Raw genomic sequence first — 12,500 nt, forward strand, 5'->3', positions numbered from 1 at the left:
CTGCACCAGCGGGCCCGTTGAAGAACTGCAACCGTGGCTTGTGGCGCGGCTGGTTTGCGCCACCCGGTCATTGAGCTCGAAGGGCAACCGGACATGGCGGAATGATGTGCTCCAGGGAGCCTCACGCGTCCGATGTGAGACCCGAGTTCCAGGGGCGCCAGGAGCTGGGCTCGCCACGCTGGCGCGGGAGGCTCACGCGGCTGCGATGCCTCACCGCTCATCTCACGGGGTGGATCATCGAGCGGCGGGTGCGCGGAGATAGGCGCTCGGCCCATCTTCGACACCAGCCGCCACGTTACTGCCTGTCCGCCGACTTTCCCCGGCGCCGGGCGGCCTTCTCGAGCAGGAGCCCGAACAGCCCGAGCAGCCACAGCGCTGGAGGTTGTGCCGAAGTGGCGGAACAACCCAACCCTCCGCCCTCGGCCCGGATGTCACGGCCCAGATAGACGCTCCAGCTGTAGCCCACCTCCCGCCTGTTTCCAGCCTCGTCCACCGCATAGACATTGAGTGTATGCGGTCCTTCTTCGAGGTCCGCGTACGACACGTTTGTGTCGCACTCCACGGGGTCCTGGAGGTCCAGCTTGCACTGGAAGCTCACCCCGTCCTCGTTCGTGATGAATTGGAATGTAGCGGTTCGACTCGCGGTGTTCTTGTCTGGCCCGCTGATCTGCACGGCGGGGGGCTGATTGTCCATGAAGAAGCTGACAGGCGCAGACAACGTACCTGGATTGCCAGCCCTGTCCGTTGCCTTGAGGGTGAGGGAATGGCGTCCATCTTCCGGCTTGCGTTCCGCCGCGACGGCAAGCTGCCAGGCTCCTGATGCGGTGACGGTCGCTGTTCCGATGGGAGCCCCTGTTGCTTCCGGATCGTCGAGGTAGGCCGACACGACGCTGAAGGGCTCCCCGGCCGCCGTTCCCGTCAAGACGAGCTCCTTGTAGCGCCTCTCCGCCGAGGGGACCTCGAGAACGGGCGCGGCGGGTCCCTGGGTGTCCACCGTCCAGGAGGCCACCGCGGGCTCCGCCTCTTCATTGCCGGCCGAATCGATGGCCTTGATCCGGAGAGTGTAGCGCCCGTCCGCGAGACCCGACATCAAGTGGGAGTTGGAAGCGGAGCATGTGGACACCACGATGCCGTCCGGCTTGGTCAGCTCACATTGGAAGTCGGGGGTCTGGGACTCGGTCGGCGTGGTGAACTTCACCGTCGCATAATTGACTGCCACCCAGTCGCCCGGCTTTTCCGTGATGAAGGTATCGGGCTTCGTCCTGTCCACCACCCATTCGTTCCTCTGCCGCTCGGCCTCGGAGGTCTCGGCATTCGTCGTCGGCGAAACGGCTTTCACGACGAACACGTGGGGGGCCTCGGAGAGGTCCGTATAGGTCTTGATGCAAATCTGTGGCAGCTCTCCATCTGGAGCGGGGCGCCAGCTGTTGCACTCGCAGGGTTTCGCCCACTCCGCGGAATCGAGATCCTTCTGGCAGTAGATGTCCAGGCCGTCTTTGTTCGCGCGCAACTCGAAAGTGATATCCGTCTGTTGCGTGGCGCTACCACCGGTGGGAATGGAGGCGCGGTTCAGGATGAAGACAACGGGTTGGTCCGTATCCACAGTCCAATTCCGCGTGGCCGGGTTGAGGGATTTGTTGCCGGCCATATCCGTCACCCAGACCTTGAGCTGATAGGTCCCCGAAATCGCCACCGAGGAGAGGAACGGGTTGGTACAAGTCACGGGGCTGTTGTTGATCGTGCACTCATAGGCCTGCACACGCTCCGAAGTGTCGAAACCGAAGGCGATGTCCTTGGAGGCGGTGATGCTGCCCTCGCTTGGGCGTCCGGTGACCGTAAACTCGACGGTCGGGCGGATCAGATCCAGATCGAAGAAGAACGTCACCGGATCACCGATGTTGTTGGCCGCATCCACGACCCGGGCCTCCAGCGCGTAGGAGCCGCTCGCCAACCCGGGCCAGTTTGTGCTCCAGGTTCCGGACGTGACGGTCAACAGAGATTCAATCACCGCCAGCGCTGGGTTCAGGGGGATCAGCTTCAACTGGACTTTGACGTCAGAGGCACTGCCGGTGATGCTGAGCTTGCCATTCGGCACCGGTTCACCGGATACAGGTGTGTCCCTTACTTCCGTCAGGAGCGCCCGGCCGATGCGCATGCCACTGACCGCCGACGTTGTCACCTTACCGCCTGCCGACTCAGTCACGAAAGCGATGGACGTCGGCTTGCCCGGCTTGGACGCATCCACGTTGAAACAGTAGGTGGCCGGTGGACTTTCGTTCCCTGCCTCATCCGTCAACTTCGCCGTCAACGTATAGGCACCGTCGGCCAGGGGCGTACCAGTTGGCGAAACGCTCCAGGCTCCCGTGGTACCCGGCAACCCATTCACCACGGTCGATGGAACGGTGGAGGGCGCCAAGGTCACGTTCACGGTGCCTCTGGCCTCGCCCGTTCCCTGGATCAACGGCTGCCTGTCCGTGACGAAGAAGGTCGGTGACGCGGCGCAACTGGCGTCAGGCTCCACTCCGGCGACGAAGGTGACAGAGGGCGCCGCCGGGATCTTCGTGTCCAATCTGAAATCCAGCGTGGCCGTGGTCGTGTTGTTCGCCCTGTCCTTGGCCTTCACCTCCAACGTGTAGGTGGTGTCCGTGTTGGCCGGCTGTGCAAGGCTCACGCTCCAATTGCCCGACGCATCAGCGGTCGTCACCTGGTTCGCAGGCGCTCCCGGGCCGATCTGCCGCACCGTAATGCCGCTCTGGGCCTCCGCTCTCCCGGTGATGGAGAGGCTCGAAGAGGACAGGTCGGGCGTTCCGATGAGCATGCCTGACGCCGGCGATCTGCTGGTGGCTCCCACACTGGAGATCATCAACTCAGGAGCCGACACGTCCACGCTGAAGCTCTTGCGCGTGCCGGCCTGCTGGTTTCCAGCCAGGTCGAAGGCCGTCACGTCCACGTTATAGGAGGCATCGTCCGTCAGCGGGACGGACGGAACGACCTTCCATCCTCCCGAACCCGCAGTGGTCTCGAGGGTTTGGAGCTCCGTGCCGGTTGCCGTCCTGCTCAGCGTGACGACCACCTTGTTTCCGCTATCCGCCGTTCCCTCCAACACCGGCCGCAGCGAATTGGCGGGCACGGCACCTTCTGGCGTCTCCCCTCCCACCGTCTGAAGCACGGGGATTGCTGGTCGTTGGGTGTCCAGACGGAATGCCAGCGTGGTCGACGATGGGCTCGTGTTGTGCGCTCTATCTTCAGCTGTCACCGTGAGCGTGTAGGTGGCGGTCTCCACGTTGGAGGGTTGGACGATATCCACCCTCCACTTACCCAGGGCATCCGCAGTGGCTGACGCTGGAGAGAAGGTACCACTCGGACCGTTTTGCAGGACAGAGACGGTGCTTCCCGGCTCCGACCTTCCGCTGATGTAGAGCTTGTTGGTGCCGGCCTCCAGGTCAGGCAGTCCGATGAGCATGTTTGGGACTGCCTCCCTTGTAGCGAGCAGATCCACCAGCGGATTCGCTGGGGGCGTCGCATCCACGGTGAAGGTCTGGGTCGTGCTTTTTGGACTCTGGACCCCCTGATAGGCGAAGGCCGCCGAGACTTGGTACACACCATCAAAGAGGTTCTGCGGCATCTTGAAGGAGAAGCGACCGTCGGTGTCGGCGTACGTGCGTCCCACTTCCACACTGCCCTGATAGATGACCACCTGACGCCCGGCATAAGCGGCGTCACGTCCTCCCGTGAGCGTGGGCCTTCGCAGCTTGGTGTACCCGCCATCCGCCGGGGCCACCGGGTCCAACGTGGGTTCCAATAGTGTTGGAAACGGGCCTGGGAGCGAGAAGATGGAGCCTGTCCCGCCACCTGCGGCACCCGCACTCGCCGTGCCCCCTGTCACCGACGCGATCGGGTTGGAACACGTCACTGTCGTACCCATCTGGTAGAGCACACGGCCTCCACCGCCGCCTCCTCCCGCGCCCGGTACGGGATCTGCTGTATTATCTGCGGTCCCTCCGGGCCCTCCCTTGGCCGTAAGGATTGTCTGGTTGTTGCAATTGAGGGCACCCGTCAGTCTCACGACGATGGTGCCTCCCGCCCCACCACCTCCTCCTCCGTCCGCTCGGGTGCTTGGAACTACCTTGCTTCCTCCAGCATCACCAGCACTGCCGGATGCCAGGATAGAATTGGCGTTCGCCAGGCTTAGGCTCTCTGCCCGGATGAAAATGATGCCGCCCCCACGTCCGCCGTTCGATTGACCAAGGGAGAGCCGTGGTCCATGGCCACTTCCGCCACCTCCTCCGAATGTGAGGCGATCGAGAAGAGAGTAGACCAAGGGCACTCCCCCCATTCCTCCAGTAGTGTTGGTAGGTCCACCACCACCCCCCTGCGCCGCGTTTCCGCCGCCGCCTCCTCCCGAAGCTTGGCAGATACCTCCGCCGGCTCCATTCGCGAAGTTGCCGCGACCCGCTCCTTCATTGAGACCAAGGTCACCGGATCCGGCGTAGCGCGTGCTGTCCACCCCTTCGCCCTTCTGGGCGTGGTCTGGGGAGGAGCCGGAATCAGCTGTGCAACCGGTTGCTGTCGAGCCCTGCCTGTACGTTCCCCCGCGAAACCCCAGTCCTTCGGCAGTGATGACTCCGGTGCCGGTGACGTTGACGGCTCCAGCGGCCAGGAAGGCGATGACGCCACCTGATCTTCCATCCCATTCCTTGGCTGTGATTTTCTTCGAGTTGCCCACCGAGACGGTGCTGTATTCGGGAACGCGGATGAGCTGGGTGGCGGTGACCGGGTACCCGTGCATGAGCGGCGCCGTGAGCGTCAGATTGCTGGTACTGGCCGCAGCCAGCCGAGCGAACTCCCACCTCCCGACATTGTAGGCCTCGAGGTCTACGGCCGTGGTCAGTCCAGTCGGTATGGGAGGCACGGCGCCGGTTGTTTGCAGGACCATCACCAGATCGCCTGCCTGGAATGCAGTGGCTGCTGTATTTCTCCCACTCTCATTGCCTTCCCTCACGCCGCTGATGAGGATCTCCGTGTCTCCAGGAGCCAGCGGTTGCGTGACATGAGCATAGGCGTTGACGATCGTGGAACTGCCCGTGACGTTTAGAGCGCTATCTCTGGGCGTGGTTCCCAGACCGAACGTGTCCGGTTCCGCCACGGCGACGCCAGAGGCGAGGAGCACCAGGAACAACAGTGCTCGCGTATACACGTATCTCATCAGTTCGTGTCTCCGGCGCCCCGCGCCTGGATTGAGGTGGTGGTCATCCACTGATCGCTCCTCGCTCAGCCGCATGATCGCTGCTCGGTCTTCATTGGCCCCCCCAGGGGCGAATCCAGGACGTGGAGGTTACCCCAGGCGAGTCCCCGGTTCACGCGGGATGCTGACCCTGAGGCCAGTCACGGAGTCCCGTGGCGGCATTAGGGGATGCGTCAGGGGGAACTCGTAGGGACACACGTCGCCATGATGGGGCTGTCCCCCCAGGAAGCCCGAGCGGGTGGGCCTCCTAGTGGAGTGTCCACGAAGTTTTTGGACATAGTCGCTGGGGCATGGATAGCTCTGGTGGATGAGAAGACGCCCTCCTCAGCTCATCCACCTCGCGCCTGAAGAGGTCTCCTTCCTCAAGCAGCTGCTGCGAGATGGGCGTACCGAGCAGCGCATTGCCCGGCGCGCGCGCGTCTTGCTGGCCATGGCCGACCCAGCCACCATCGTGTCGGAACTGGCCGACCGGCTCGAGCTGGATAGAAGAACCATCTGGGCGCTTTGCCGTCGCTTCGAGTCGCTCGGAGTGGACGTGGTGATGGATGCTCCCCGCACTGGTCGTCCACGGGAGCTTTCCCCCCCTGCAGCGAGTGGGAGTGGTGCGCCTGGCCTGCTGCGAGCCGGCCGGCGTCGGGCTGCACATGACCCACTGGTCCACGCGTAGCCTGGCACGTGCCGCTCAATTGCGCGGCATCGCCCCCACCATCTCTCACTCGGAGGTGGCCCTCATCCTGCGGGATGCTGATCTGCAACCGCACCGCTCTCGTTACTGGAAGACGCCGACTCCTGACGACGCCTTTCAGCGCAAGGCGGCCCAAATCATCTGGTGCTACGAACGCGCGCAGGCCCTGGCGGAGCAGGGCGAAGTGGTGCTGTGCCTGGACGAGAAGCCCAACATCCAGGTGCTGGAGCGTCGCTGCCCCACGTATCGGGTGCGACCGGGCCTCATCGAGAAGCGGGAGTTCGAGTACGTGCGGCACGGCACCGTGAACTTCCTGGTGAAGCTGGAGGTGCACACCGGCCAGATGCGCGGCTGGTGCTTGGAACGCAATGACTCAGCCTGCCTGCGAGCCGTCCTCCCCGAGCTGCTCGAGGCGTACGCGGATGCACTGCGCATCCACCTCATCTGGGACAACGGCTCCAGCCACGTCTCCAGGGAGACTCTTCATTTCCTGCGGCACAACTACCCCCATGTCCGGGTGCTCTTCACCCCGGCGCATGCCTCCTGGCTCAATCAGGCCGAACTCCTGCTGCGCGCCTTCGGAGCTCGCTACCTGCAGCGGGGAGATTGGGCCAGTCGCTCCGAGTTCATCACCCACCTCGAAGCGAGCTGGCCCGAATACAACCGGCTCTACGCCCACCCGTTCACCTGGTCGTGGACTCGCCCCATGATGCGCGAGTGGGTGGCGCGGCACTCCCCCTGACTATGTCCAAAAACTTCGTGGACACTCCACTAGGGGAGGGCTGGAGCCCGTGAATGCGTGTTACGGACAATTGGTGATCGGGGTCCCGGAATTGCCGGTGTTCCGCGCGTCACGCTGGTACTTGGGCCAGGGAGCATTCTTGTCCAGGCCCGGGCTGTCCACGACGAGCGCGTACAGCCTGCCGTCGAGAGCGGGCACGTACAGCACGCCCTTGGACTGAGCCGCGGGGGTCCCATCTGCCTGGCGTGCGCAGTCCAGCGACGGTGTCGCCTGCGCGCGTCCAACGCTGTCGCTGAGCTTCCAACGAAGCGTCAGGTTGTTCGAACCCCAGGCCGATACCTCGCCAATGCCGGCGGCCGGTCCTGTCGCGGAGGCGGTATAGAGCGCACCGCCAGCCCCCAGGACCGGGCCTCCCGGGAAACTGCCCGCGTTCGGAACGCTGAGGCGGGGGGCCGTGGCGAACAGGTCGATCGCCGTCAGTGGCGCTGAACCCGTCGCGACCTCATGGCCGAAGAACAGGACGTTGCCCGCTCCGAGGGCCAGGTTGCGCACCGGCGCCACTCCCGAGAACGATGACGGATAGTTCCACGTTGCATTGTTGCCCCGCTCGGCGTCGAAGGCCTGGATTCCTCCCGAGTTTGACGAGCTCTCTCCCTCGGCGGTCAACAGGTAGGTTTCCGTGCCGGTCTGCGCGAAGGCCATGCTCGTCACTGGAGCCCGCGGCTCTGGCACGGAGTATCCTTCCTTGGCGCTACTGGTTCCGAGCGTGAAGTTCAGGGCGGTGATCATGAACTGTTCGAACGGTGGATCCGGAGGGTAGGCAGAGCTGTAGTAGACATCGAGGCCCCTCGAGAGCACGCTCGATCCAGGCATGGTGCCGAAAGAGCCAAGGCTGCCACACCGGTTGACGTCGGGCCCGAGAATGATCACCGCGCTCCGATGGGAGAAAGCCATCGCGGTTTCGGTGGCGGGAAGACCCGGACCGAGCGTCGAGTCGAAGAGCGTGGTGCCTGAGAGGATGGGCCCCCAGCCAAGGTTCCGGCCCGCCTCCGGGCACTGTGAGATCGTATTGCCGGTGTTGCCATTCAGGCTGAACAGGACCCCCCCGGAAGTGGCGGGAGCGGCTCCCACGTAGATGCGCTCGGTTCCATCGGGGGCGCGACCCACGGTCGGACTGCCGCTCACCGGACCGAGTGGCGCCTCCCATTTCGGAGTGCCCTCGGGGTTGAGCGCGAACACCTTCCCGTTGGTGCCGCTGGTGCCGAAGTAGACGGTCCCCTTTTCACCGATGGCGGGGGTGCTCAGGATGGGCCCGGACGCCCCGTCGAACGCCCACTTCCAGCGCGTGACCGGGATGCTCCCAGTGGCCGAGCGCTCGTTGCCCACCCGATCCTTCGCCGCCAGTTCGATCTGGAAGGTGCCGCGGAAGGCCTCGAGCCCCGGACGCCACAGCGGCACGTCCACCTCGCCGCAGTAGGTCTTGGTGCACGGGGTCACCTGCCTCACCGCGAGGTCCGTCACGTCCGTATCGCCGTTGTGCCCCCGGACCACCACTCGCGGGCTCGCCGGATCGATATCCGCAGAATCCGATTCCACCAGCACCGTCACGGTCTGGTCCCTCACCCACGCGGAGCCCGCCATCGGGTCCGCATAGCTGAAGCCGTCTTTGGGCGTCGCGGGCTGCGCCTCGGGCACTTGAACCGCCAACGCCGGCGCCGTGCGATCCACCGTTACCTGCACCGAGCGGGTCGGCCCCCACGACGCGGGATGGGCCACTTGGAGGGTGTACGTTCCTTCTCCCGGAGGAGGGGTCCACTCGGCGCTATATGTTCCCTCCGCCGTGCGCGAGAGCGTCACGGTGGTGGGGGTTCCACCGCTGGCCGGAGTCACCGTGAGGTTCAGTTGCGGCGGGTACACGGGGTTGGCACCCGACTCCAATTCCAGCCGGGCCTGGATCTGTATAGGCGCACCGCCCACCACGGCGTTCTCCCCCAGCGTCAGGATCTTCAGATCCGAGTAGCGGGAAGAAAAGCACTGCTTCACTTCGGTATGGCAGAACTGCTGCTCGGGGCACTCTGCGTCCTGCTTGCAGCTGCCCTTGATGTCGCAACCCTCGAGCGCTCCCAGCGCCAATAGCGCTCCAAAGATCTTGCGCAGCTTCACGGTGACCTCCAAACCCTTTGACGAATCAGACGTGGGGATAGCATGGTAGAGGCGGTCTACGCAGCTTCCATCCGTCCACCCGGTTCGCACTCCGGTGACAGTCTCGCCTCAAGCATCCATGAGGGCCACTTCGTGAGCCGCTCCATTCCTGTTCGCTCATCTCATCTGCTCGTCATCACGCTCCTGCTATCCCCGCTGGCCTGGGGCCAGCCGAAGCCGGAGTCCGTTGTGCTCCATCCCTGTGTCGTCACAGGGGAGGCGGGCTTCAAACCTGCTCCCAGTGACATCAAAAGTCTCCAAGGGGCGTGCGTCAGTGCGGTGCAGGCCAGTGTTGCGGAGGTGGTGTCCCCCGACGAGGTGCGTATGTTGCCGCCTCGGGTGAAGGATGGCTGTGCGAGCGAGCAGAACCGCGAGAGCTGTCTCGGCGAGCTGGCTACAAGCAGCGGCGCCAACCGGGCCGTGCTCGTCACCCTCACTGTCAGCAAGAAGGAGATCACCAGCATCGAGGGCATTGTCGTCAATGCTGGGGGGGAGGTGCTGTACCGCCAGAAACTGACGGTCGACAAGGAACTCTCCGCACCCAAGGATTCCAAGAAACGCGCCCCGAAGGTTTTCGCCCCCAGCGCAGTCGGAGAGCTGAGCAAGCAGATGCGTCCCCATCTGCTTGGAGCGAAGCGCTACTCGGAGTTGCGCCTCGAGAAGCCCGCGCAAAATAGCGTGGTGTCCGGCGGGGAGGTGTTGGTGGAGGCCCGGCTGGTGCTGCGCAAGGGGGTACAGGACCCCCCTTTGGAACGGCAGCAACTGGTCTTCACGGTGGCTCGCAGCGGTGGTGAGGCGTCGACGACGCTGGCCCAGGAGGTGGCTGAGAAGGGCAAGTTCAGCGCGGTGTGGACGCCAACCGAGGCAGGGAACTACCTCATCCAGGTGGCCTCCCCGGCGGGGGGGCTGAGCGCGACGGTGCGGGTGAAGGTGGTTCCGGAGTGCCCCCAGGGATGCAAGGAGCAGCAGTTGTGCACGATGAAGGGGTGCGTGGACTGCTACTCGCTGAGCCTCCAGAAACCGGCGCAGGGCGCTGAGTTCAAGGTTTCGGAGAAGGTGGCGGTGGAGGCCCGGTTGGAGATGCGTGAGGCTTGTACGCAGTCCGCTCCAGGGCAGCTGGACCTCACGGTGGCTCGCAGCGACGGCGGGGCTCCGACGGCACTGACCCTCAAGGAGACGGAGAAGGGCGCGTACAGCGCCGAGTGGACGCCAGCTGAGGCGGGCGAGTACACCCTCCAGCCGGTCGCAGGTGGGGTGCGCACGACGGTGCGGGTGAAGGCGGACCGCACATGGAAGACGCCGGTAGCCTATACCTCGGCGGGAGTGGGCGTGGCCGCCGGGTTGTTGGCAGGCTTCTTCGCCATCCAGGCCGGCAATGCTCATGGTGATCTCGCGAAGTTCTATGAGAATGGAGATGCTCCGCCCCCTAGTCGTGTGGACGAGGTGGCGGGCTTGCGCAAGGACATCGAGCGCAATCGTACGCTGGCGCTCGTGAGCGGCGGCGCAGGTGTTGGCCTCGTCGGAGTTGGTGCCATTCTGTGGTTCATCGACAAGCCGTCGGAGACCAAGGCGCCGGGCACTGCTTCGCTCAGCATCGGTCCCGGTAGCGTGAGGCTCCACGTGCTGCTCCCGTAGCAAGCGGGCCCACTCCCTTGATGTAAAAAGGGCGAGGCTGTTCGCCTCGCCCCTTTGAATTCGTGGAGGCTGAGAAGGTGGCCCCTACGTGCGCCGAGGTGCTGTTTCTTCATTGGCCAGCTGTATGGCTATTGAAGCCGACCTACCCGACCCGCACGAGCTGCGGGGGGGCAACAGACGGCGGTGTTCGCGCAACGGCTCGTGGTGCGACAAGGGGAGTCCGCCTCACTGGTGGCTGCAATCCGTGAATGGGCGCAGGCCCAGCGCTCGCTGCCGGGTAGCAGCTTGCGAAAGGCGCTCAAGTATCTCAGGGGGAGAGCCTTGTCTGTGGCCGGAAAGGGGAGTTGCTGGTGGCGGGCAGGCAAGTCCAGGCCCTGGTCCTGCCCTCCCTGGAGGTGCTCTGGGCGGCACCGTGTGGACGCAGCTCCGTGGTCGCACTGGCGGCTACGACAGATGGAGCCGCCTGCCTCGATTTCAAGGGCATCGTGAGGATCCTCAAGGGCAAGGACTGAAGGGCAGTTGCTTCTGGGGCGGCGGTTTCCTAAACCGCAGACCGCTGGTTCGATTCCAGCCGGGGCCACTCGCCCCACTCCGGGGTCATTTCCACATGACGACGCCTGCCTCCCTCCTCGAAGCCGACGTCCCGCGCCCCGTCCTGGACGTCATCGCCCGCCTCCACGAGCTGGGCCATGCCGTGTTCCTCGTCGGCGGCTGCGTCCGGGATACGCTCCGCGGCGTCCACCCCAAGGACTTCGACGTCGCCACCAGCGCCCTCCCCGAGGAGGTCCAGCGCGCCTTCCGCAAGGTCATCCCCACCGGCATCCAGCACGGCACCGTCACCGTCGTCCAGGCCGGTACCCACGTCGAGGTCACCACCTTCCGCAGCGAGGGCGACTACCACGACGGCCGCCGCCCCTCCGCCGTCACCTTCGAGCAGGACATCGTCAAGGACCTCTCCCGCCGCGACTTCACCATCAACGCCATGGCGTGGAATCCCCTCACCCATGAGCTTGCCGACCCCTTCGGCGGCCAGGCCGACCTCAAGGCCCGCCTCGTGCGCTGTGTCGGCTCCGCCATCGAGCGCTTCTCCGAGGACGGTCTGCGCCCCATGCGCGCCGTGCGCTTCGCCGCCGTGCTCGACTTCACGCTCGACCCCGGCACCCAGGCCGCCATCCCCGCCACGCTCCCTGTCTTCCGCAAGGTCGCCCACGAGCGCGTCCGCGAGGAATTCGTCAAGCTGCTCCTCTCCAAGCGCGAGGCCTTCGGGCTCGAGCTGCTCGCCGACACCGGGCTGCTCGACGTGTTCCTGCCCGAGCTCGCTCGCGCCGATGCCGAGGCTGCCCGGCTCGCCCGCACCGCCGCCGCCGCCGAGCCCGTCGATGTGGAGATCCGTCTCGCCGCCTTGCTGGCCGATCTCGTCAGCCCCCAACAGGCCGAGGAGATTGGTGTCCGGCTCAAGTTCCCCACCAAGACCATCGAGCGCGTCCGCCTGCTCATCTCCCACGCCGCGCTTGAGCGGCATGTCGGGGACTCGGATCCCGCCCTCCGCCGGCTTCTCGCCAAGGTGGGGCTCGCGAATGTCGAGGCGCTGACCTCGGTGGCTCGGGCCCGGATTCAGGCGAGGGAGCCCTCGCGGTTGCCCGAGTTGGATGCCCTCATCGGCCGATTGCGTGCACTGGCCGCTTCGAAGCCTCCTCTCTCCGGTAAGGATCTCGCGCTCAATGGGGGCGCCATCATGGCCACTCTGGGCGTGGGGCCTTCGCCCATTGTCGGAGAGGCCACGCGGTTTCTTCTCGAGCAGGTCCTCGATGAGCCCTCGCTCAATGAGGCGGAGAAGCTCAAAGACCTGCTCCTGACCTGGCAACGCGCTCGCGGCTGCTGAGGTTGTCTGGAGGGCAGGGGAGTAGACCCTCACCCCAGCCCTCTCCCAGAGGGAGAGGGGGCAGACACGGTGGGCAACCTGGGGTCCAGGTACCCTCACCCCGTCCCTC

General features: G+C 65.1%; 6 protein-coding genes and 1 tRNA gene. 5 read left to right on the plus strand and 2 right to left on the minus strand.

The genetic code is table 11. The annotated features are described in order from the left end of the window. Positions 1 to 295 precede the first annotated feature (295 nt). Positions 296 to 3,781, minus strand: a complete 3,486-nt coding sequence (locus tag NR798_RS21895) for an Ig-like domain-containing protein (protein WP_375773801.1) — start codon at positions 3,779 to 3,781, stop codon at positions 296 to 298. A gap of 1,894 nt (positions 3,782 to 5,675) precedes the next feature. Between NR798_RS21895 and NR798_RS21900 the strand changes: the two genes are divergently transcribed. Continuing rightward, on the plus strand, positions 5,676 to 5,912 hold the full coding sequence (locus NR798_RS21900; RefSeq protein WP_375773802.1) for a helix-turn-helix domain-containing protein: 237 nt from the start codon (positions 5,676 to 5,678) through the stop codon (positions 5,910 to 5,912). Further along, the gene (locus tag NR798_RS21905; protein WP_375766298.1) at positions 5,890 to 6,672 is read left to right on the plus strand and encodes an IS630 family transposase; all 783 of its coding nucleotides are present in this window, start codon (positions 5,890 to 5,892) and stop codon (positions 6,670 to 6,672) included. The genes NR798_RS21900 and NR798_RS21905 overlap by 23 nt, the downstream gene beginning before the upstream one ends. A 60-nt stretch (positions 6,673 to 6,732) precedes the next feature. Here the strand turns inward: NR798_RS21905 and NR798_RS21910 are convergent, their stop codons facing one another. Continuing rightward, positions 6,733 to 8,835, minus strand: coding sequence for a PQQ-binding-like beta-propeller repeat protein (locus NR798_RS21910; protein ID WP_375773432.1), 2,103 nt, complete (start codon positions 8,833 to 8,835; stop codon positions 6,733 to 6,735). A 132-nt stretch (positions 8,836 to 8,967) separates the two neighbouring features. Here NR798_RS21910 and NR798_RS21915 point away from each other — a divergent pair, with 132 nt between their 5' ends. From NR798_RS21915 to NR798_RS21925, 3 genes are all read left to right on the plus strand, one after another. Then, positions 8,968 to 10,509, plus strand: a complete 1,542-nt coding sequence (locus NR798_RS21915) for a hypothetical protein (RefSeq protein ID WP_375773433.1) — start codon at positions 8,968 to 8,970, stop codon at positions 10,507 to 10,509. A gap of 514 nt (positions 10,510 to 11,023) precedes the next feature. Further along, positions 11,024 to 11,089: transfer RNA gene (locus tag NR798_RS21920), tRNA-Arg, on the plus strand. A 27-nt stretch (positions 11,090 to 11,116) separates the two neighbouring features. Beyond that, positions 11,117 to 12,391 (plus strand): CCA tRNA nucleotidyltransferase, encoded by a 1,275-nt coding sequence (locus tag NR798_RS21925; protein WP_375773434.1) that lies wholly within the window; start codon positions 11,117 to 11,119, stop codon positions 12,389 to 12,391. Positions 12,392 to 12,500: the final 109 nt, after the last annotated feature.

The sequence above is a fragment of the Archangium gephyra genome, assembly GCF_042230915.1.
Classification (GTDB): Bacteria; Myxococcota; Myxococcia; order Myxococcales; family Myxococcaceae; genus Archangium; species Archangium gephyra_B.

Coding starts and splice junctions, on each gene's coding strand:
- NR798_RS21925 (WP_375773434.1), top strand. CDS start 11,117: ATGACGACGCCTGCCTCCCTCCTCGAAGCCGACGTCCCGCGCCCCGTC.
- NR798_RS21900 (WP_375773802.1), top strand. CDS start 5,676: ATGGCCGACCCAGCCACCATCGTGTCGGAACTGGCCGACCGGCTCGAG.
- NR798_RS21905 (WP_375766298.1), top strand. CDS start 5,890: ATGACCCACTGGTCCACGCGTAGCCTGGCACGTGCCGCTCAATTGCGC.